This is a genomic window from Anabaenopsis arnoldii (genome assembly GCF_028331025.1).
In the GTDB taxonomy this organism is placed as follows: Bacteria; Cyanobacteriota; Cyanobacteriia; order Cyanobacteriales; family Nostocaceae; genus Anabaenopsis; species Anabaenopsis arnoldii.
In genome coordinates, this window is sequence record NZ_JAQMUH010000163.1 from 1 (window position 1) to 22820 (window position 22820).

At 41.2% G+C, this 22820-nt stretch carries 19 protein-coding genes; 11 read left to right on the top strand and 8 right to left on the bottom strand.

Annotated features, from left to right (window positions below; translation table 11 throughout):
• Nucleotides 1–292 precede the first annotated feature (292 nt).
• The 3 genes from PN457_RS14485 to PN457_RS14495 form a co-directional block, all read right to left on the bottom strand.
• Nucleotides 293–2020 (bottom strand): serine/threonine-protein kinase, encoded by a 1728-nt coding sequence (locus PN457_RS14485; protein WP_271734081.1) that lies wholly within the window; start codon nucleotides 2018–2020, stop codon nucleotides 293–295.
• A gap of 109 nt (nucleotides 2021–2129) precedes the next feature.
• Nucleotides 2130–3683: a YcjF family protein gene (locus PN457_RS14490; RefSeq protein ID WP_271734099.1), complete on the bottom strand. Its 1554-nt coding sequence runs from the start codon at nucleotides 3681–3683 to the stop codon at nucleotides 2130–2132.
• Between the two features lie 170 nt (nucleotides 3684–3853).
• Nucleotides 3854–5038, bottom strand: a complete 1185-nt coding sequence (locus tag PN457_RS14495) for an NAD(P)H-quinone oxidoreductase subunit H (RefSeq protein ID WP_271734082.1) — start codon at nucleotides 5036–5038, stop codon at nucleotides 3854–3856.
• 225 nt (nucleotides 5039–5263) lie between these two features.
• Here PN457_RS14495 and rsmH point away from each other — a divergent pair, with 225 nt between their 5' ends.
• From rsmH to PN457_RS14535, 8 genes are all read left to right on the top strand, one after another.
• Entirely contained in the window at nucleotides 5264–6148 is an 885-nt protein-coding gene (gene rsmH / locus PN457_RS14500; RefSeq protein ID WP_271734083.1) for a 16S rRNA (cytosine(1402)-N(4))-methyltransferase RsmH, read from the top strand.
• Nucleotides 6149–6259: 111 nt separating this feature from the next.
• Entirely contained in the window at nucleotides 6260–6430 is a 171-nt protein-coding gene (locus PN457_RS14505; RefSeq protein WP_271734084.1) for a high light inducible protein, read from the top strand.
• A 543-nt stretch (nucleotides 6431–6973) separates the two neighbouring features.
• A complete protein-coding gene (locus PN457_RS14510; protein ID WP_271734085.1) occupies nucleotides 6974–8263 on the top strand; it encodes a glycosyltransferase family protein in 1290 nt (429 codons plus the stop codon).
• Nucleotides 8264–8440: 177 nt separating this feature from the next.
• A complete protein-coding gene (locus tag PN457_RS14515) occupies nucleotides 8441–9691 on the top strand; it encodes a glycosyltransferase family 4 protein (protein WP_271734086.1) in 1251 nt (416 codons plus the stop codon).
• Between the two features lie 2 nt (nucleotides 9692–9693).
• Nucleotides 9694–10863: a glycosyltransferase family 4 protein gene (locus PN457_RS14520; protein ID WP_271734087.1), complete on the top strand. Its 1170-nt coding sequence runs from the start codon at nucleotides 9694–9696 to the stop codon at nucleotides 10861–10863.
• Nucleotides 10864–10934: 71 nt separating this feature from the next.
• The gene (locus PN457_RS14525; RefSeq protein WP_271734088.1) at nucleotides 10935–12743 is read left to right on the top strand and encodes an ABC transporter ATP-binding protein; all 1809 of its coding nucleotides are present in this window, start codon (nucleotides 10935–10937) and stop codon (nucleotides 12741–12743) included.
• 33 nt (nucleotides 12744–12776) lie between these two features.
• Nucleotides 12777–13793: a phosphotransferase gene (locus PN457_RS14530; RefSeq protein ID WP_271734089.1), complete on the top strand. Its 1017-nt coding sequence runs from the start codon at nucleotides 12777–12779 to the stop codon at nucleotides 13791–13793.
• Nucleotides 13794–13898: 105 nt separating this feature from the next.
• Nucleotides 13899–15251 carry an iron uptake porin gene (locus tag PN457_RS14535; protein ID WP_271734090.1) on the top strand — a complete coding sequence of 451 codons (1353 nt, stop codon included), beginning with the start codon at nucleotides 13899–13901 and terminating at the stop codon, nucleotides 15249–15251.
• A gap of 65 nt (nucleotides 15252–15316) precedes the next feature.
• Here PN457_RS14535 and PN457_RS14540 read toward each other — a convergent pair whose 3' ends face one another.
• The gene (locus PN457_RS14540; protein WP_271734091.1) at nucleotides 15317–17596 is read right to left on the bottom strand and encodes a transglycosylase domain-containing protein; all 2280 of its coding nucleotides are present in this window, start codon (nucleotides 17594–17596) and stop codon (nucleotides 15317–15319) included.
• Between the two features lie 208 nt (nucleotides 17597–17804).
• Here PN457_RS14540 and folK point away from each other — a divergent pair, with 208 nt between their 5' ends.
• Both folK and PN457_RS14550 read left to right on the top strand, forming a co-directional pair.
• Nucleotides 17805–18326, top strand: a complete 522-nt coding sequence (gene folK / locus PN457_RS14545) for a 2-amino-4-hydroxy-6-hydroxymethyldihydropteridine diphosphokinase (protein ID WP_271734093.1) — start codon at nucleotides 17805–17807, stop codon at nucleotides 18324–18326.
• Nucleotides 18327–18395: 69 nt separating this feature from the next.
• The gene (locus tag PN457_RS14550) at nucleotides 18396–18944 is read left to right on the top strand and encodes an NUDIX hydrolase (protein WP_271734094.1); all 549 of its coding nucleotides are present in this window, start codon (nucleotides 18396–18398) and stop codon (nucleotides 18942–18944) included.
• A gap of 5 nt (nucleotides 18945–18949) precedes the next feature.
• Here PN457_RS14550 and PN457_RS14555 read toward each other — a convergent pair whose 3' ends face one another.
• The 3 genes from PN457_RS14555 to PN457_RS14565 all read right to left on the bottom strand — a co-directional run bounded on the left by PN457_RS14555 (nucleotide 18950) and on the right by PN457_RS14565 (nucleotide 21496).
• Nucleotides 18950–19660, bottom strand: a complete 711-nt coding sequence (locus PN457_RS14555) for an HAD-IA family hydrolase (protein ID WP_271734095.1) — start codon at nucleotides 19658–19660, stop codon at nucleotides 18950–18952.
• Nucleotides 19661–19722: 62 nt separating this feature from the next.
• Nucleotides 19723–20913, bottom strand: a complete 1191-nt coding sequence (locus PN457_RS14560; protein WP_271734096.1) for an NAD(P)/FAD-dependent oxidoreductase — start codon at nucleotides 20911–20913, stop codon at nucleotides 19723–19725.
• A 145-nt stretch (nucleotides 20914–21058) separates the two neighbouring features.
• Nucleotides 21059–21496, bottom strand: coding sequence for an Hsp20/alpha crystallin family protein (locus PN457_RS14565; RefSeq protein WP_271734097.1), 438 nt, complete (start codon nucleotides 21494–21496; stop codon nucleotides 21059–21061).
• Between the two features lie 520 nt (nucleotides 21497–22016).
• Between PN457_RS14565 and PN457_RS14570 the strand changes: the two genes are divergently transcribed.
• Nucleotides 22017–22208: a hypothetical protein gene (locus PN457_RS14570; RefSeq protein ID WP_271734098.1), complete on the top strand. Its 192-nt coding sequence runs from the start codon at nucleotides 22017–22019 to the stop codon at nucleotides 22206–22208.
• Between the two features lie 3 nt (nucleotides 22209–22211).
• Here PN457_RS14570 and PN457_RS14575 read toward each other — a convergent pair.
• Nucleotides 22212–22820, bottom strand: a 609-nt coding sequence (locus tag PN457_RS14575; RefSeq protein WP_280805619.1) for a bluetail domain-containing putative surface protein, incomplete at its 5' end; no start/stop codon positions are given.

Consider the following 22820-nt stretch of genomic DNA (forward strand, 5'->3'; position numbering starts at 1 on the left):
AAAGCCAAAAAAATATAAAATTTTGCGCAATTGCAACACTTATCCGTAGGTAGTTGTTTTGAGCGTGTAGGGGGATAATTGACTATTCCTTTTAAGCAAGTCTTAAAGAATCTGCGTGTCTTCAGACCGCAGAGTGTCAAAGCATAATCCCACGTCTAGTCATGGGAGTATTAACAGCAAGCAATGCCTTATTTAATTTACAAGAATATCCACAGGTAATGGACTTTTATCACCAAGCCATATGATCAACAAGTAATTAAAGCCCGTTACCAGAACCAGCAAAGGCAATTATCTAACGAATACTTACCTCTTGCAGCTCCTTCTCTGGGTGAAAATTGTCATTTTTAGCGGTTAAGGAATTCAACGCGATATTTACACCTCGATCATACAGTTGCTGCTGTTGGGTATATTCATTCAGTTTAGCCCGAGCTTGAGGGTAAACAGAACTACTTTTATGAATTTTACGCAGAAACTGGATAGCGCCACTAAAGTCGCCAACAGATGCTTTGATATTGGCACGATGTAAAAAATAAGCCGCTCTAATCTGCCGCTTTTGGTCGTACTCGGCTATTTTCTCTTGAACTAAAGCACTAGCAGTACTGTCGGGAGGAATTTGACGCAGATATTCTATAGCCGCTGAAAATTCTCTATCTACGGCTTTTGCATAGGCTTTTGATAACAAATCGTGTGTTTGTGTGGCAATGTTGGCTTGTGCTTGCTCCACCAGTTTCTCTACTTTAGATTGCCAATATAAAATATCTGGTAATTTCGCCGGCACACTTAAAACATCTGACCATCTCTCCTCATTTAGGGCTTGTTGGGCAATTTCGTATTGTTCAGCCGCCAATCGCCATTTGCCCTGCCATTCTTCTATATTAGCTTGAACCTCCGGGTAAACATTGCTGTAAGCAGGAATTGATTCAGCTAACGCCAGGGCTCCTCGAAAATTGCCTGTTTGATATTCTTTTATGGCTATATCTAATCTGCCTTTATGGGAATATGCAGGAGAATTATTCATTAAAGAACATGCTGCTAATCCCACTAATAAGGAATTAGCCGCCAAGCCTACTTTTATCCCTGAACATACTGGTGATGATGTAGCAAAATTAGGTTTTGGTTGTGGATCCTGATTTTTAGCCCTGATGATTTGATGGAGTTGATGGGGTATTTTCGGGGCGTTGAAGACTTGATTAAGGGTATATAAGACTTCAGCCGCAGACTGAAAGCGATCTTGGCAATCATAGCAAATCATCTTACTCAGAATAGCAGCTAGCTGATCACTCACTGATATATCTTCAGTCCGCCAGATAATCTCACCCGTTCCAACATTTAGTTTTAATTGCAGTGGTTCTAGTCCTGTTAAGGCTTGAATGGCAATCATACCCAAAGCATAAATATCACTATTGGGCAGGGTTTGACCAATAAATTGCTCTGGCGATATGTACCCCAGTGCGTTTACAGGAAGGTTATAAATAGGTAGCTCCCCATATGCGCCTAAATCAACTGACTCGATTAAACCGAAGTCGATTAAGGCTAATTTGCCATCAAGAGTACGTCTAATCAAGTTTTCGGGCTTAATATGGCAATGGATCACACCTTGAGAGTGAACAAAATCTAAAATACCTAGGGTATCTTCTAACAATTCTATAACTTCGGTTTCCGTCCACAGACCTCCGCAGGAATGCTTGATGGGTAATTCCTGACTCAGGGAATGTCCCTCTACAAATTCCTGTACTAAGTAGAAATGCCCATTTTCTTCAAAATAGGCGACAAACTGGGGAATTTGACCATGGGTTCCTAGACGCTGCAGAGTTCCTGTTTCATTGAGAAAGCAAAATTTTAAACTGTCTAAGTAGCTGGGGGAGAATTGCTCACCGTTAATCTGTTTAATCGTGTATTTGCTATTTCCCGGGTGGTCTCTATCTATGGCGATGTATGTTTCGCCAAATACCCCTGCACCCAGGCTTTGGATAACTTGGTAACGTGCTTGTAGTACTTTACCGATCATGTGATCATTCATGAGCTGGTTACTAAATAAGGCCTTATCATATGTTTCGCTAGATCAAGCGTTTTTCCGGAAGTCTGGGAAATAAATCATGCTAGCGTCCATTTTTGAAAGCCCAGTAGCTTTATCCTTTGGTTTCTTCGTCCTGTGAAATCACCTGGGTGTTATTTGTTAATGGTTTGACCACCCGCGCGATCGCTTCTTGCACAAAAGCTTTGATAAATTCATCCCTGCGATTTAATTTAAATTGTTCCTTGACTACTTCAGTCATACCACCATCACCCCAATCTTGGTCATGGCGAAAATACTCAATAAAACTTTTTCCCGCAATCCGTGTTAAATAAGCTACCGTTACTCCTTGAATTGCCCTACCAATGACAAAGGTGGCTACATGAAATTGTAAAGCTGTAGATATTAATTGAATTGCACCTTTGACTATACCTAAACTAGCGATGGTCTTGGCCAGGGAAAGGGCTAACTCTTTACCCCGTTCCATGTTCAGTTCACAGCCGTAGACTCTGCCAATCTCCACCACCATTTGAGCATTCACAGCGGCTGTCGCCAGTAAATCTACTACTGGTAGAGGTGTAACTGATACCACACCAGCCCCAATCCAGCTAAAGCGATCAACTATTTTGTCAGCTTGACGACGACGCTGGACATCAATCAAATTTCGCGCCTCTTCTCCCAGGCGTAGGGATTGCAAAAGAATATTATCCGCTACCAAATCCTCACCTTCAGCCCGTAAAATCGCCGCCATCCGCCGCAGCAAGGGGATAATATCCGCTTCTGGCTCTAGGGTTTCGCCAGTTTCTAGTTCTGCGGCTTGGGGATTAGCCGCGATCGCAATCACATCATTGGCGGCAATAAATCCCTGTACCCGTTGACGTAACCGAGCCAGGATAGATTCTTGATCTTCATCTGTATATAAATCAGTTTTATTGAGAACCAACAGCGATCGCTTGCCAATTTCCGCCAAACTGCGCAGGGGTTCATACTCAGAACGTCGCAAATCATTATCCACCACAAATAACAGTAAATTTGCTGAAGTTGCCAGTTCTCGGGCTAATTGTTCCCGTTCGGTTCCCTCCACCCCGGCTTCTAAAATCCCCGGAGTATCAGTAATTAAAATCTTGCGTTGTAATCCCTTCAACCGCAAACAATAAGTTTCCCCCACCTGGGTAGTCCCCATGGGCGCATTTACCTGACCGACTATGCGCCCCATAATAGCATTAACTAAAGAAGTTTTACCAGCACTACCTGTACCAAAAACAACTACTTGAATTTCACCCCGTGCCAGATTAACTTCAATTTCCCGGGATTTACTTAATAAAGCTTGTCGTGCGACTTCATCTTGAATTTGGGCTACCTGCTGTTTAACAGCTTTTAATGTACTCGAAGCGGCATCAGATTTAGCAGCGGGAATTTCTGCAGCCGTAACTCGTCGGGCTGGGCGGCGCGATCGCCTTTCCCCGGCTTGAAGTATCAATACATAATAAACAAAAGCCGCAACCAACCCCCCAATCAATAAAACCAACAACAACAGCAGCAAATTACCCAGCAGTGGCGAATAGGACAACTGCCAGTAAAGCCGAGACAGTGAGTCAATCAACCAGAGGCTTAATGCCAAAATGACGATTAAACCTACAATTAGGGTGACTATACGCGACAAAGGCATAGATGGCACAGTTAGTTAGTGGGTGTTCAATTGGCTGATGTTTTGAGTTTTTTTTGGGGTTTGGGTATACAGACACACAGGGATGAACAACTAGGAGATTTATTGTCAGTTTCTGGGGAGGGATATGAGCTAGAAACTAATGCTCAGTCCCCAATCCCCTCTCCAGTGTACTATCTGTCCACAGATCCCATGATCACGTCAACACTACCAAGAATAACCACAATATCTGCAACTTTCATCCCTCGTAGGAGTTCCGGGACAATTTGCAGGTTGTTAAAGTCAGCGGCGCGAATTTTCCACCGCCAAGGGAAGCCATGATCATCACCGACAAGATAAATTCCCAGTTCACCTTTACCGCTTTCCACACGGGAATAGATTTCGCCTTTGGGCATTTTAAAAGTAGGTGCAACTTTTTTCCCAATGTATTGATAATCAAAGCCATACCACTCAGATTTTTTCCCCTCTGCCATGCGCTTGGCTTCCAGGTTTTCGTAGGGTCCCCCTGGTAGTCCTTGAATTGCTTGGCGAATAATCTTCACAGATTCGCGCATTTCCCGCATCCGCACCATGTAACGGGCTAAACAATCCCCGGCGGTTTCCCATTGCACATCCCAATCAAAATCGTCGTAGCACTCGTAATGGTCAACTTTCCTTAAGTCCCATTTAACCCCAGATCCGCGTAACATGGGGCCAGATAATCCCCAGTTAATGGCTTGTTCCCGGGTGATGGTACCAATACCCTCAATCCGCCGGCGAAAAATCGGATTATTGGTAACCAAGCGCTCGTACTCGTCAACTTTGGGGAGAAAATAGTCACAGAAATCTAAGCATTTATCAACCCAACCATAGGGTAAATCAACTGCTACGCCACCCACACGGAAATAGTTGTGGTTTACCATCCGGTATCCCGTGGCGGCCTCCCACAAATCATAAATCATTTCCCGTTCTCGGAACTGATAGAAGAAGGGTGTTTGCGCCCCCACGTCAGCCAGAAACGGACCAAACCACAATAAGTGGTTAGCAATTCGGTTGAGTTCTAACATGATCACCCGAATATAGCTGGCGCGTTTGGGTACGGCTATACCTGCTAATTGTTCCGGGGCGTTAACGGTGACGGCTTCGTTAAACATACCCGCGGCGTAGTCCCACCGACTGACGTAGGGAACGTACATTACAGTGGTGCGGTTCTCAGCAATTTTCTCCATCCCCCGATGCAAATAGCCGATCACCGGTTCACAATCAACGACATCCTCGCCGTCCAATGTCACAATTAACCGCAAAACCCCGTGCATTGAGGGGTGGTGTGGCCCCATATTCAGCACCATAGGCTCGGTGCGGGTTTCTAGTCTGGCCATAAGTTCGGTGTTCTCCCATTATGAAAATTTCCACTTCAACCCCATCATCCCCACCAGGCTCGATTGTTTGTGTCTGCCAAAATCAGTTTGTCAGGGAAATAGTTTTCAGAAGTCGCTCTAGCAGCGTCTACATCTATTACCCATACAGAGTATGTTGGAGATGGGTCCTAGTGAGGGGATTTTACTTGATGTTTCAATTTGTTTCACTTCTTCAACTATTATTATATGGAGCTTGAGATTCAGGGAATTGTAGGCGCTGAATTTCTTCATGTGCCAGTTTTAAGCCGAGAGGTCATTGATGGGTTGGCGGTACGCCCTGGTGGCCATTATTTGGATGCAACTGTGGGCGGTGGTGGACACAGTCGCTTGATCTTACAGGCCGCTGCTAATGTGCGGTTGACGGCTATTGACCAAGATCAGGATGCTCTGCTAGCAGCCCAAAAGCACTTGGCTGAGTTTGGTGATCGGGTGCAGTTTGTGCTGGGCAATTTCTCATCTTATCAATATACTCCCCACTCTTTTGATGGTATCTTGGCTGATTTGGGTGTGAGTTCTTACCATTTAGACCAGCCAGAAAGGGGTTTTAGCTTTCGCCACACCGCTAATCTGGATATGCGCATGAATCAGGGTCAATGTTTAACCGCCGCTGATGTGATTAATCACTGGGATGAGCCGGAGTTGGCAGATATTTTCTTTAAGTTCGGTGAGGAACGTTTATCCCGCCGCATCGCCAGGCGCATTGTGGAAAGACGACCATTTCACACTACTACGGAATTGGCTTCGGCGATCGCCTCTGCTGTCCCCCGTCAATACCGTTATGGTCGTATTCACCCTGCTACCCGTGTTTTTCAAGCTTTGCGCATTGTGGTTAATGATGAGTTACAGTCTTTGGCAACTTTTTTACAGCAAGCCCCCTATTCTCTGGTTCCCGGTGGTCGAATTGCCATTATCAGCTTTCACAGTCTGGAAGACCGCCCCGTCAAGCATGATTTCCGCAATTCTCCTTTGTTAAAGGTCTTGACTAAAAAACCAATTACTGCTAATGAAAAAGAATTGGCTGAGAATCCGCGATCGCGTTCCGCTAAGTTGAGGATAGCTGAAAGGCTATAGATACTATTTACAACTTCTTTGCAACTTTTCGTTACACTTTTTAAAATATCTGTTACAGTACTTAATAGAGAAAACAAAAACCTCTGTTAAGTCCTACTGGGAGTATTAAAGATGAAAACTACAACAACACCAGCTCCAGAAAATCGCAACGCTTGGAACTGGGGATTTACTACCCAAACCGAAAACTGGAACGGTCGTTTAGCAATGATTGGTTTTTCAGCTGCTGCTTTAATTGAAGTATTTTCTGGTCAGGGCTTTCTCCACTTTTGGGGTATCCTCTAAAACTTAACTTTTGTCCCAAAAAGCTCAAGTATCAGAGTAATTTAACACTTGCGAAAATTTTGGGTAAAAATATGAACGCAATCATACAGTTAGAAAGTGGTGTATTAGATAGCACCATATTATTAACATCCCTCAGTGTAGATGACCAGTTAGCACTGCTGTGGTATGTATGTCACTAAGAAGAGGCCTAGCGGACTGATTCTGGTGTTGAGTTTATTTTATGCCTTCTGTAAATTAGAAGATAAAAAAATCAACTTACACCTTTGGGATGATCCCCATTATCAGGGATCATCCCAATTTTGCAGAAATACAAAATTAGCATCCAAAAAACCTCTTCTTACTGTTGCTTCCTTCCTGTTGAGTTTATTTCATGCCTTCTGTAAATTCAAACATAATATAAACTTACACATTTGGGATGCCCTCAATTATCAATTATGAATTGTTTGAAATTGTAACTCCTTATTATGATTTAATTGCAAATTAATTGCAACTATCTTATGCTTGTGGCTATTTAGTTTCATGAAAACTTTGTCAGGATTGCCCATGAAAAACTTATTAACTTACCCTAGAAAAATAGAAATAATGACATCGGAAGAAAAGTCAGTGGAAGTTAATAGTTTATCTAGCAATCCTCGTCAGTGGCGCATTGCTTTATATTCCCATGACACAATGGGATTAGGACACAAACGCCGTAACTTGTTAATTGCCCAAACATTGGGATATTCACCTCTACAAACCGATATTTTAATGATTAGTGGTATACAGGATGGTAGCAGTATACCAACGCCTTCAGGAGTTGATTTTTTGAGTTTACCTGCTTTGTACAAAAACATAGATGGTCAATATCAAGCACGAAAATTAGATTTATCATTACCGGAAATTATTACACTGCGATCGCAAATTATTCTCACTGCAATACAAAATTTTAAACCGGATATTTTCATAGTTGATAATGTACCCAGAGGCGCAGTCAGAGAACTAGAACCAACACTAAATTATTTACGTCATCAAGGAAAAACACACTGCATTTTAGGTTTACGAGATGTATTAGACGAACCAGCCTCAGTCCAGGAAGGTTGGAAACGCATGGAAAATGAAAAAGCGATTCAAACTTATTATGATGACGTTTGGGTATATGGAGATCCTACCATTTATGATTTAGCCAAAGAATATAATTTTGAGTCAGAAACAATTAAAAAACTCCATTACATTGGTTATCTTGATCAAACTACTCGCCTCAACTTTATTGATAGTGAAACCATTCATACTTTTCAAACCCTCAATTTATCTAAAAAAAAATTAGCATTATGCTTAGTAGGTGGTGGACAAGATGGAGCGAGTTTAGCGGAAACATTTGCCCATGCTCAACTAGCACCAGAGATGAATGGTATTATTTTAACAGGTCCATTTATGCCAAGGGATGTACAACAGAAACTGCAAAAAATAGCGGCTAAACGTGATAATTTACAGGTATTGAAATATTTATCTGAACCGACACTTTTAGTCAATCGGGCGGAGCGGATCATTGCCATGGGAGGATATAATACAACCTGTGAATTATTATCATTTCAAAAAAAATCCCTCATCATTCCCCGCATCCAACCGAGAAAAGAACAATTTGTGAGAGCAGAACGTTTACATTCTCTTGGTTTAGTGGATATGGTACACCCCCAAAACCTCACATCTCAAACATTAACAAATTGGTTAAATACAGAAACAAAAAAACCTCAAGAGAGTAACTTTGTGAATCTCAACGGACTCAATCATATTTATCAATCGATAGATGAAATACTCATAAATAAGCATTCAGCTAATACTAGTTCTGTATCATAGGGTAGCCATAGATGCCCTAAATTCAGATCAATGAATCACAGAAGCACAGAGTAGACCAAGATAAAATATCGAAAAATACGCGCATAATCACACATAAATGGTATAATATTATTCCACTTGTTAAAGAAGGTAGAAGGCAGGAGCTTTAATAATTCATAATTCCACCAATTACCAATTATGCCCATTGTTGGTTACATTCTCAAACGTTATCCCCGCTATTCCGAAACCTTTGTAGTCAATGAAATTTTGGCACATGAAACAGCAGGTTTAAAGATAGAAATTTTCGCTTTAAGACCACCGAATGACACTCATTTTCAAAATATTATTTCTCAAGTTAGAGCACCTGTAACTTACATTAAAAAACCAATTCCAGGCCGTGTGAGTCCATCTCTCAATAGTCTTGCTCCCACAGGGGCCAGCTATTTTTGGGCAGAATTACAAGAGGCCAGTCAAGTCATTCCCGATTTTTGGTCAAAATTAGCTATTGCTGAAGGTGAACAAGCAAGCACCGTTTATCAAGCTGCATGGTTAGCACGGGAAGCAAAAATCAAAGCCATCACTCATTTACACGCCCACTTTGGCACTGTAGCCACGAGTGTAGCTAGATTAGCATCTCATTTCACTGGCATTCCTTATACCTTTACTGCTCATGCTAAAGACATCTTTCATGAGAGCGTTAATTTTGCAGATATGGAACGCAAACTCCAGGATGCTTCGACAGTGGTAACTGTCAGTGACTACAACCTTAAATACTTACAAACAACCTATCCTACAGTTACCCAGAAAGTTAGGCGCATTTACAATGGTTTAAATTTACAACAACTAAAATATTCTGCTCCTGCTGACCGCCCTCCTGTAATTATTTCCGTTGGTCGGTTAGTCGAGAAAAAAGGGCTATCTATTTTGATAGATGCTTGTGCCATTTTGCAGCAGAGAAATTGTGAGTTTCAGTGTCAAATTGTCGGTACAGGATCATTAGAACCTGTATTAAAACAACAAATTGAAGATTTAGAATTGCAATCCTCTGTAGAAATTGTTGGTCCACGCCCCCAAAATGATGTGTTTAAATTGGTACAACAAGCAGCTGTATTTGCAGCGCCTTATGTAATTGGTAAAGATGGTAACCGGGATGGACTGCCTACTGTTTTACTAGAAGCAATGGCATTAGGAACACCCTGTGTAAGTACCGATGTAACTGGTATTCCTGAAGTAGTGCGACATGGTGAGACTGGGTTGATTGTGCCACAAAATAATCCTGAAAAATTGGCTATTTCACTTCAAGAACTTCTCACTGACTCAGCTTTGCGGGTGAGGTTGTCTAGTCAGGCGAGAAATTTAATTGCATCTGAGTTTGATATTGAGCGTAATACTCAAGTTTTACGGAAATTATTTGCCACGCACAGAGGTAGAAATCCACAGGAGGTATGAAGATGAGAGTTGCTTATGTTTGTGCTGATTTGGGGATTCCTGTTTTTGGCAAAAAAGGTTGTTCTATTCATGTGCAGGAGGTGATCAGAGCATTACAAAAACAAGCTTGTCATGTGCAATTGTTAGCGACTCGTATAGGAGGAATAGCACCGCCAGATTTAGGTAATATTATTGTTCATCAATTGCCACATATTCCCAAGGGGGAAATATCTATCAGGGAAAATATGGCTTTGGGAATTAATGAAGATTTACTTGAGAAATTAGAAAGTTTGGGAGATTTGGAGTTGGTTTATGAACGTTATTCTCTGTGGAGTTATAGCGGTATGGAATTTGCCCAAGCAAAGGGAATCCCTGGTTTATTAGAGGTCAATTCTCCTTTGATTACAGAACAGGTAGAGCATCGTGGTTTGATAAATATTGATGGTGCTAAAAAGGTGGCAGAACGAGTTTTTCAAGCTGCTACTGCTGTGATTGCTGTTTCTGAGGAGGTGAAAAAATATGTGATGAATTATGTGGAGAGTGAGAAAATTTATGTGATTCCTAATGGTGTGAATCCTCAAAGGTTTGAGCAAGTAAATAATTATACTGATTCAGTAAATTTTACTGTGGGATTTTTGGGGAGTTTAAAACCTTGGCATGGTTTGTCAATTTTGACTGATGCTTTTTTTCGACTACATCAAAAAGTTCCCCAAGCTCGACTTTTAATTGTGGGTGATGGTCTAGAAAGGGAAAATATAGAAACTGAATTATCAGCTAGAAAATTAGATAGTTATACTCAATTTACTGGGGCGGTAAATCCTGAACAAGTTCCAGATTTATTAGCAAAAATGGATGTGGGAGTTGCACCATATCCAGCACAATCGGATTTTTATTTTTCCCCATTGAAAGTGTATGAATATATGGCGGCTGGTTTACCTGTAGTTGTGAGCAAAATTGGACAATTAGTAGATTTAATTGAACCAGAAATTAATGGTATTCTTTGTCCTCCTGGTGATGCGATCGCACTAGCAGAAGCATTAGAAAAATTATGGCGATCACCTACTCTCCGTTCTAGTCTCGGACAGGCAGCGCGCCAAAAAGTCATGCAAAATCATACTTGGGATGCGATCGCCCAACAAATTCTGCACATAGGCGGACTTGATGTTGAAATGAGTCGATATAGCAACAATTAAGCACCTTGATGTCAGAGGGAATGTAATTCACTACTACACAAACAAAAACAATAAAAAATCACCTACTGTAAATGTCAAAATCCCTCCAAAAAGCTAGTCCTAATCTTTGGGGAATTGTAGTTTATTTCTGGCCTTACATTAGCCCACATCAAGGACTACTATTAATTTCAGCGATCGCCCTACTTGCAGATGTTGGACTGCGATTACTAGAACCTTGGCCGCTCAAGTTTGTTTTTGATTATGTTCTCATAGGGAATGATCAACCAAGCAATATTCCAGTAATTTCCAGTTTAGAACCCATTACCTTACTAACACTTTCCGCACTAGCAGTCATTTTATTTACAGGATTACGGGCCCTTGCTGCTTATTGGAGTACCGTAGGATTAGCCACAGTTGGTAGCCGTGTTATGGCGAAAGTGCGTAATCATTTATATCGTCATTTGCAAGATTTATCCTTGGCTTATCACACTAAAGCCCGTAGCGGTGATTTAATTATTCGTGTCAGTAGTGATGCTAGTCGTCTGCAAGAAATTATGATTACGGCTGCATTGCCCTTAATAGTCAGTATTCTGAGTCTATTGGGCATGATTGGGGTGATGTTTTGGATCAATCCTAGCCTTACCCTACTGTCACTTTTGACCTTACCGTTATTTTGGTTAGTAACCAATCGCCTGAGCCAACAAATTAAAGATTCTTCATTAAAGCAACGCAAACAAGAAGGAAAAGTAGCTGCTATTGCGTCAGAATCTATTACAGCTATTAAGTTAGTCAAAGCTCTTTGGTTGCAAGACGCCTTTGCACAAGTTTTTTCTCAACAAAATCAGCGCAGTCTTAATGAAAGTGTTAAAACCCAACGTTTCGCTGCTCACTTAGAACGCACTGTAGATGTTGTGATTGCTTTAGGAACAGCTATTGTTCTCTGGTATGGTTCTTGGTTAGCCTTGCGAGATGCACTCACACCAGGGGATGTACTGGTATTTATCACCTATGTCAAGAATGCCTTTAAGCCAGTACAGAACTTTGCTAAGTACGTAGGTAGACTAGCTAAAGCTGCGGCTTCTGGTGAGCGAATTTTAGACGTATTACAACAACAGCCTGATATCAGAGATTTACCTGATGCAATTCCAGCGCCAATTTTTCGAGGTGCAGTTTGTTTTGATCATGTTAATTTCGGCTATGAACCAGGACAAGTTTTGTTAGAAGATATCAGTTTAAACATTCAACCAGGACAACAAATAGCAATTGTGGGTACTTCCGGTAGTGGAAAATCTACATTAGTCAGTTTATTACTACGACTTTACGACCCCACCCAAGGTAAGATTTTCATTGATAGCAGGGATATTCGAGAGTACACATTAGCATCATTACGCCCGCAAATTAGTGTAGTTTTACAAGAAAGTATTTTGTTTGCGGCTACAATTCGAGAAAACATTGCCTATGGTGTTTCTGGGGTGTCTGATATTGAAATTGAAAATGCTGCCCGTTTAGCTAATGCACATAATTTTATCCAAGCTTTACCCCAAGGATATGATACTTTTGTCGGTGAAAGAGGAGCAACACTTTCTGGGGGACAACGCCAACGAATTGCGATCGCTCGTGCTGCTATTCGTCAAACCCCCATTCTCATTTTAGATGAACCTACCACCGGTTTAGATAAGGGTAATGAAAAAGTTGTAATTAATGCCTTACAAAAGCTTTCTCAAAACCGCACAACATTGTTAATTACCCATGATCTTAATTTTGCTACTCGCGCCCATAGGATTGTTTACATGGAAAATGGGCGGGTTTTAGAACAAGGTAATCATCTGCAATTGATGCAAAAAAATGGTCGTTATGCCGCTTTGTATCAAATACAAACTGCGATGGAAAATGGGAAATAAAGATGATTTATAGCCGGCAAATAATCTAACAATATGACTGTTATTGTCAGAGATAATTTTGATAGTGTAGCGGATATGAAAATGCCTTTTTTATCAGCAGCAATTGACCCTGTGCAAGTGGCAGAATATTTTAGTCAGCATTTATCAATTGCTCAAAATACTCATCTTCAAAAAATTACAGTTATTCGACACAAACCGGGGCGGCGTTGTTTGATTGAGTATGAATTAATTAATACAGAAGGACAAACAATAAAGCTGCTAGGTAAAGTCAGAGCCAAGGGAACTGATTTTCATAGTTATGAATTACAGAAATCTTTATGGGAAACCGGATTTGGTAATGATAGTGTTGATGGAATTTTCGTTCCTGAACCTCTGGGTGTAATTCCTGAATGGCAAATGTGGTTACAGCGTAAAGTTTCGGGGGTGACATTTACTAAATTATTAACACAAAATAACAATCTTTTATTAGCACAAAAAATTGCTGAAGTTGCTCATAAACTGCAAAAAATTAATATTTATACCCACCGTTATCATACTATGAATGATGAATTACGCATCTTACATGAACGCATTCCCTTAGTCATCCAAAAATATCCACAATGGCAAGAAAGATTAGAAAGAATTTTAGAAGAATGTAATTATTTAGGTAATAACACTCCAGAAACAAATGTTTGTGGTATTCATCGAGATTTTTATCCAGATCAAGTGGTTGTTAATAATGATCATTTGTATTTAATTGATTTAGATTTATATTGCCAAGGTAATCCAGCCCTGGATATTGGTAATTTTATTGGACATATTCAAGAATACAGTCTGCGTGTATTTGGTAATCCTGGAAAATTGGCAGATTTGGAAACATCTTTGATTGCCAGATTTATGCAACTAACAAATAAGGATTATAGATATAACTTGAGAATTGCGATTGCATCTTATACCACTTTAACTTTAGTTAGACATATTTATATTAGCACTTTATTTGTAGAAAGATTACCTGTGACCGAGACATTATTGAATATATGCGAACAACGTTTTAATATACGCAATTCGTAACTATATACAGCATATTTGTATTTTTTACTTGCTTGCATCAATATTGCCTAGATTTTTATATTTTTCTGCGCCAGAAGAGATGTTGGTGATTTTCAGGAGATTTCTGTGAAGAATTTGATATTTTTCCTAAAAACTGGTTTGATTAGTTTATTTTTTGCTGGTATTCTCACCAGTAAAACTAAGGCTAATTCTATACCTTCAGATATGATTCATGGTTTTAATCAAATCAATTCTGTTTCTGAATTATCCCATAGAATCAATGCTTGTAGTGAATCTAATTTAATAAATAAAAGATTACCAACAGAATTTTCAGATGAATTAAAGGTTTTTAATAACCGGCTGAATTTATTAGAAAGCAAGGTTAATCAATTAGAGCAGCAGCAATTTTTGCCCCAGTTTGAACTAGAGGGAGAGGTAATTTTTGCGGTGACTGGAGTAGCGGGTAAACAAACAGCTAAGACTACTAGCTTAGTATTTAGTAATCGTGTACGTCTGAGTTTAGAAAGCAGTTTCACCGGTAAAGATAAATTGCAACTGCGCTTACAAAGTAGGAATACACCAGAATTAGACCATGTGACTAGCACTAAAATGTCAAATTTAGGATTTGATGGTGATGATGATAATGAAGTCGAATTAGATGAAATAGAATATAGATTTAGGTTAGGGAAACAAACGGGAATAACTTTATATGGGTTAGGAGGAGGATTAGGTGATTTAGTTCCTAGTATCAATCCCCTATTTAGCGGTAGTGGAGATGGAGCAATTTCTACATTTGCAAGAGAAAATCCCATTCGACGACAAGGTGGGGGAGTCGGTGTTGGTATTTCTCGTAACTTCCATAATGCTATTAATTTGTCATTGGGATATATTGCTAGTAATGCAGCTAATTCAGAAAGGGGAATTTTTGCTAGTCCTAATGGTACAATTGCTCAACTGACTCTCGAACCTTCTCCAACAACAGCACTTAGTTTTACCTATGTCTATTCTCAGGATAATCTGAATACGGGAACTGGTAGTAAATTAACTAGCGATCCGTTTAATTATCAGGCCAATTCAATTACTGCTAATTCCTTTGGTGCAGAAGCAGCTTGGCAACTGAATTCAACTATTACTCTTGGTGGTAGAATTGGTTTTATTCATGCGGAAACACAAGATTTACCGACAAATGCAAATGCTACTATTTCGACATGGGCAATGTTGCTAACTCTTAGAGATATTGGTCAAGAAGGTGGGTTTGTCGGTTTTGTGGTTGGTCAACCCCCCAAAGTGACTCATAATAGTTTAGGTAAAGTATTTGAGGATAAAAATACATCTTTACATCTAGAAGGTTTTTACTACTTTCCCATCACAGATAATTTGGCTATAACTCCGGGATTATTTGTGATTACCAGTCCGGAACATGATCATAGTAATGACACCATTTATGTCGGTACTGTGCGGACAACATTTACCTTCTAATCAAAAATTTGTTGATCGGGTTCTCTGTGTTTGATATTTTTTTATCCTACCGCCTTGATTCTCCTCTAATTGGAGGAAGAGGAGCTAGGTCTGAGTCTTTCTCTCCAAGAGGGCTGGGGCGATGAAGAAGTAGAAGTATCAGCAGGGGGTAAAGGGCGGACAGTATTTTTGGGCGAACCACCTGATCGTACTCTTCTAGTCCGTCTGGGAGTAGAAGATGAAGAAGTAGAAGTATCAGCAGGGGGTAAAGGGCGGACAGTATTTGTGGGCGAACCACCTGATCGTACTCTTCTAGTCCGTCTGGGAGTAGAAGATGCACTTACAGGTAAATTGGTGGTTTGTGGCTGAGAATTTCTTGCTGATCGTCTGCGTGATCTCCTCACGTTATTTCGCGGGGAAATAGGCTGTTCTCCAGCTACAACAAAACGATTCCTGATTGATTTGGACTTGATCGGCTGGGCCTTAATACTACCGACACGACCTTGTAGTTTAGGTCTTTCCGGAAACTCTTCTACAGGGATTCCCTCCACTGCTTTTTCCATAAATTCCCGCCAGGTTCCAGCAGCAGTACCACTGTCTCCAAAAGTCGGGCGGTTGTTATCATTACCTAACCAAACACCTGTGACCATTTGGGGAATGTAGCCAATAAACCACAAATCCCGGGATTGATCAGATGTACCGGTTTTCCCCGCCACCGGTCTATTCCTTAATTGGGCAGGGGCACCAGTACCGGCTTGTACAACGTTACGTAGCATCCAAGTCATAATCCCGGCACTAGTAGGGTCAAGAACCCGCCGCGGCTGGAAATCATTAGACCAAACTACCTCTCCTTGACGGTTGAGGATGCGGCGGATGCCATGAGCTTCTACGTGTAATCCTTGAGTAGCAAAAGTTCCGTAAGCGTTGGTTAACTCCAGTAGATTCACTTCACTAGAACCCAGCGCTAAAGAATAGGTGGGCTGGAGGGTAGATTTAATTCCCAGATTGCGCGCAGTATTAATAATCGGATCAAATCCTACATCCAGCAATAATTTGACTGCAACAACATTATTGGAACGGGTCAGAGCATCTCTAATGGTCATGGATCCGCGAAAAGTTCTACCATAGTTTTGTGGTTCATAGCCATTGATGACAACAGGTGCATCTATGTATCTGTCCCTGGGGCTTTTCCCAGTGGCGATCGCCGCAGCATAGACGAAACCCTTGAATGTCGAGCCTGGTTGGCGCTGGGCCTGGGTAACGCGATTAAACTGATTTTTACTAAAGTCTTTTCCTCCCACCATAGCATGAATTTCACCATTGCGGGGGTCTATGGCTACCAAGGCTCCTTGGGTAAATTTTCCCCAGACACCTTGATTACGCAAGGTTTTAGTTACTGCGGCTTCTGCGGCTTCCTGTAAGTTAGGATTAAGGGTAGTTTCTACTACTAAACCTCCTGCTTTGAGGACTTCGGGAGCAACATATTTGGGCAATTCTTGGAGGATGTAACTAGTAAAGTAGGGGGATTTTACTTCCAGGCGTTGGGGAGAACTGGTTTTGAGGTTTAGCGGCTCCTGAGCAGAGGCTTTTCTGTCGCCATCTGTAATTAATTTATCTTCATACATCCGCTGTAATACTATATTTCGCCTGCGGATCGCGGCTGTGGGATTGTTTATGGGGGAGTATAAACTTGGCGCGGGCGCTAATCCCGCCAGCATGGCTGCTTCTGCGAGGGAGAGTTCATTGACACTTTTACTGAAGTAAACCAAGGTAGCATCTGCTACGCCATAAGCACCGGATCCTAAATAAACTAAATTGAGGTAACGTTCTATAATTTGGTCTTTGGTTAATTCTTGCTCTATTTTATGCGCCAGACGCACTTCTTGGAGTTTGCGCCAGATTGTCTGCTCTGGTTGGAGGAAGAGAATCCTGGCTAGCTGTTGAGTGATGGTGCTACCACCTCCAACGATAGCCCGCGATCGCAAGTTGTTCACAGATGCTCTGAGAATTCCTTGAGGATCAATACCATGGTGTTTTTCAAATCTTCTATCCTCTGAGGCGATAAAAGCCTGTTTGAGTTGCTCTGGTATTTGCTCAAGTCTGAGCCTTTCCCTGGTGGCTTCCCCTTGTTGTTGTAGTATGGTGCCGTCAGCGGCTTTGATGGTGAGGGTTTGCGCTCTGGTGGTAACTTGCAGTGCCGATTTATCGGGTAAGGTTTGATCTATGGTGCCAATGAAATATTGCCAGCCCATAATTGTACAACCTATGCCACTACTTATACCCAAACTTACCCGAAACCAGAACCGACGATGAAAGGGTCTGTTACTGCTCAGTAGACTAGTGATACGAGAGAAGAAACTATTCATAAATCTTATGGGTAGTAAGCTGATTTGTAGCTTCCTCGTTTTCGTAATCTTTACTAGGGGGTAAGCAAACCAGGTTTACGTTAATATAATACAATAGAAATGCTTAACTCAATTCAGTAATACATCAACATTTTTTCCGGGAGTCGTTAATTAATTTGTTAATATTTAGACATAATTCCGACATAATTTTAACTAGTTGTTCACCCCAGTGAATTCATTCAAAATATCTAGGCAAAATACACCAGGTAAACTTAGTGCCATTGCCCTGGGTAGTAATATTGGCGATTCCTATAAAATTTTAACAGCAGCTATAGAGACATTGTCCGCCACACCGGGGATCAAGCTACAAGCTCAATCTAGTTGGTATCGCACTAAACCCGTGGGTCCGCCCCAACCGGATTATTTAAATGGCTGCGCCATCTTGCAAGTAGAAATGTCACCAGACTTATTATTAGAGACCTTATTGGCTACAGAAGCAAAATTTGGTCGGGTGCGTCAAGAGCGCTGGGGTGCGCGATCGCTGGATTTAGATTTGTTATTATATGATGACTTCATCATAGACACCCCCCAACTGCAGATTCCTCATCCCCGCATGGTTACTAGAGCCTTTGTATTAGTACCACTGGACGAAATTGCGCCCCATTGGGTAGAGCCGACTTCTGGAACTAAGATTAAAAACCTAGTAAAAGAGGTAGACTGTGCCGATGTAGTTTTATTCTCCAACCAATAACTAAAAAAAAATATACGGTTTTTGTTCACAGCAGTTAGTATATGTATCCAGATATAAAATAAATTTACTATGCCACTAGGTAGAGAATTACCACAGCTGCTAAAACAGTGCTTATTTTATAAAGGTCGCAAGTTTGACTTTGAAGTCAATCGTCTGCGTTTACCCAATAAAGCCGAAGGAGAATGGGAATGCATTCGTCACCCCGGCGGAGCCTTAGCTGTACCCATAACAAAAACAGGTAAACTAGTACTGGTGCGCCAGTACCGCTTTGCCATTCAGAGAAGAATATTAGAATTTCCCGCCGGTACGGTAGAAATCAACGAAGATCCCCTGAAGACAGTACAACGGGAAATTGAGGAAGAAACAGGTTATAGCGCTAAGAAATGGGATACACTGGGTGAATTTTTCCTCGCCCCCGGCTATTCTGACGAAATCATCTATGCTTTTCTGGCGCGAGACTTAGAAAAGCTGGAAAACCCACCCAAAAAAGATGAAGATGAGGATATCGAAACTGTACTATTAACACCCGAAGAACTAGAGAAAGCTATTCTTCAGGGCGACGCCATAGATGCTAAAACCATTTCTAGTTTTATGCTAGCGCGCCCCTTTTTGCTTTAACAGCTTCAAATCTCCCCCTCTCCTGGGTCAGGAGAGGGTATAGGGTCAGATTCTGGCTTTTCCTCAGAAACTTTCTGGCGATTAATCCAAATACCTCTCAAACCAGCGGCTTTAGCACCTTGATAGTCCTCCTTAACACTATCACCAATGTGCCAAGCGGCTTGAGGTGGACAATGATGTTTTGCTAAAGCCAAGGCAAAAATCTGTGGGTCTGGTTTAGCAACACCCGCTTGGGTAGAAATGGTAATAGATGTAAAATAATTACTCAGTTCTAAACCTTGCAAGACGGAGAAAAGTCGGGAATCAAAATTAGAGACTACACCTAATTGAATACCCTGTTCTCGCCAGTGGTTCAAAGATGAGAGGACATCAGGATAAATGAACCAAGGTTCCCCAGTGCCAAAGTGAATATAGAGTTCACTAAAAAAACTGGAAAAGTCAGAAAATCCTGACATAACCCCGGCGCTTTCAAAAGTATTGTAGACAATTTTCTGCCACCAATCAAACTCACGCTGGGAAAGATCATCTAAGTGTGCATCAGGAAATATGGGTGGAGGGGAAGCTGCAAAGCTTTGCTTAAAGGCTGTATCCAATATTTCCGCAGAAACTTCAACATCAAATTCCTTGGCTATTTGACTATAAATTTGGCCCACACTGCCTTTAACACCGAATAGCGTACCAACAGCATCTAAAAAAATAACTTTCGGTCGTTCCATCAAACCTAGTAAATTAATTATAAATATGAGATTTGAGTTGTTGGTGAAGACACCAGATACTACTAGGATAGTGTATCTATAATAGGACGAACTAGCCAATTAAAACCAACCTTGAGTTGATGATCTAAACTAGGCATCCGATAGAGATAAGCTAGACGACGAGCAACATATGCTAAGGGTCCATCTAACTTTACACCTAAACCAGTGAGGGTAGCATTATCTTTACCCAAAGCCATCATTTCCCCTAGCTGTTGGTAACGGAAACTAAGTAAAGGGCGATTAGTCAGAGAAGCCCAGATATTCCAAGCAGTATAATCAGCTTGTTGAAAAGCAACTTGGGCTGTAGCGGGGACTTGTTGACCCTCAGCATCACGACAGTCTGCTAAGTCTCCCAAAGCAAAGATTTCTGGATGTTCTAAGACTTGTAAGGTGGGTGTAGTTGTGATTTGACAGCGCTGATTTTGCTTTAAATTCAGGGTGCGGACTACGGTTGCTACCCTGGTTCCCACAGTCCAAATCACTAAATCTACAGGAATTGTATCTACTTGAGTTTTATATTCTAGGGAAATGGTATCTTCACCAATTGATTCTACCTTGGTTTCTAAGTCTAGAAATACCTGCTTGGCTTCTAAGGCTTTGGTAGCAGCTTGGCGGTTAAATTCTGGAGAGGTGCGTAAAATTTGATCACCAATTTCAATCAGGCGCAAACGTCCCCTTTTCCCTAATCTATCTGCGAGTTTACAGGCTAACTCTACACCACTGTAACCAGCGCCAACAATGGCGACGCGAATTTTATCCGCGTCCGATTCTTCTAAGACTCGCAGACGTTCTTCTAACCGGTAAGCGTCCGTGAGGTTGCGGAATGGATAAGCGTAAGATGCGGCTCCGGGAACCATATCTAGGGGTGTTTCTCCACCCAAAGCTAATACTAATCTGTCATAGGGAATTTCCGGGCCATCCTGTAACTGTACCCGTTTTTGCTCGGTGTCAATTCCCGATACCACACCTTGGTAAAAACGTACCCCTGTACCTTGTAATAACTCCTCAAAGGGGGGCGCAATTTCCCAGGTCTGCATTTCCCCTGTGAGTAATTCGTACAGTAATGGTAAAAATATAAAGCGATCGCCCTGGTCAACTAGGACAATTTCCGGTTTTTCCCCCTTTTCCCAGGGTAACTGACTTAAGCGCAGGGCGGTATAGAGACCACCAAAGCCTCCACCCAATATACATATTTTAGAAGTTGGTTGAGTCATGGCTCCTATAGGTTCATCAATACTAACTTCAGTGTAATCAATAAATGTTCAATAAACAAAAAAAGCCTGGTTGCGCTCATTACCAGGCGTTTAAGTTGAAATTGATTGCAGGAGGAGGTAGAAGACGGAAATTACCAACCAGGGATTATTGCAGATTTACCTTGACAACTTTTTTCTTTTCTTCTTCTGCTTTGGGTAGTGTCAGGTGCAAAATACCATCCTTGTATTCCGCACTAACTTTATTATTTTGCACCAAGGTAGGTAGAGAAATCGCCCGTTGGAATTTACCGTAATAAAATTCACTCTTGCTGACACCTTTATTTTCGGTTTTAGTTTCCGATTTGCGCTCACCAGTAATATAAACGGTGTCTTCTGTGACTTGTATATCCAGGTCTTTAGTGTCCATTCCTGGTATTTCTAGCTTGACATTAACTGCGTCATCGGTTTCGGAGATTTCCGCAGCAGGAACTTTATGGAAACCTCTTTCAAATAGTCTAGATGGTGCTTTTGTTTCTTCAAGTAGGCTATTAATTTCACGGTGGAGAGTACCGATTTCCATCCAGGGATTCCAGCGAACTAACATAAATATTCCTCCGATTAAGTAGTTTTTATTTAATTGATTTTGCACTTGTCTTAGTGCTTAATTTAAATATTAATCAGGATAACAATTTCTGTAAATTCGGTTCTTACGACGGCATAATTGATGATTACCGCATTAGATACCCGACTTCTTCAAGCAGTCGGGTATCTGGGTTAGTTTATTCTTGCAGGTGAAAATCTTGCACACAACAACACCCAAGCTACTACTCACCTTGTTATTTCCTCTCATTTATCAGACTATCTAGGGTGACCCTGACTAAACTATCAGTGGCATAACCCCCTGTTTACCAATCTGAGGAAATATCAGCTTTCCAGTTGGGTGTTGTGTTCGGTTGACGAGACAGATTAGAATAGAACAGCGCTTTTACCTCTTTGTGAACTGAACATTGGCTGTTGAATCTGCCAGGGAAGCTATTTAGCTTCAATTATTAATATATCATTGTTAAATCAAGAGTACCTGACTTTGATACTAAACTTAATATTTCCAGGTAGGTGGTAGAACCTTGAGTATTTACCCATTGGTACCCTGGGATTCATTGGCAATTCCAACAGTGCGATCGCCTGTTGTGGAAAACCATCATCCATTTCATGAGGCGATCGCCATCACATTTACAGAGTGGGTAAGGCGATCGGCACCGCTCATTACCCACTCTACTCTACAATCTGATTTGTCAGGATTCAGTCAATCATACTAGAAGCTACACTAAGGTAGTGGTGAAATTACCAATCCCCAGCAAGCCTGTTGATCCTGTCACCTCAATAATGGCATCTTTATTGGCATCAAAGCCCGCTATACCATCGTTAATAGCGACAAAGGAACGACTTGTCATATGCTTCTGGCTAAAACTGAACAGAGAAAACCAGGCGGCAGCGTTGGCTTGAAAATTAGTGCTAGTTAAAATTCGACTAATATTGTTCCCATCCAAAGTTCCAGACAAAAAACCAGCAAATATGAATTCAGATAATGGATTGGAAACAACGAATTTATCTTCCCTAGCATTAAAGTCAGTAATAACATCAAAGTTATTCAGCAGTGAATCAGCTAAGTTGCGGTAGTCAAAACGGTCTGCTCCAAGACCTCCGGTAAGAGTATCTTTTCCAATTCCCCCCGTTAGGATGTCATTACCAGCACCACCGTAGAAAGTGTCATTACCTGAACGCCCCTCGAAAACGTCAGCATATTGTGTGCCAGTGATGTGATAGTTTTCTACATTAGAGACATTAACCAAAATTTGACCATTAGCACGATTCCAGATATGATTTGTATTTTGGTGTCCTAAATGAATACCAGCACCATCTGTTTTGCT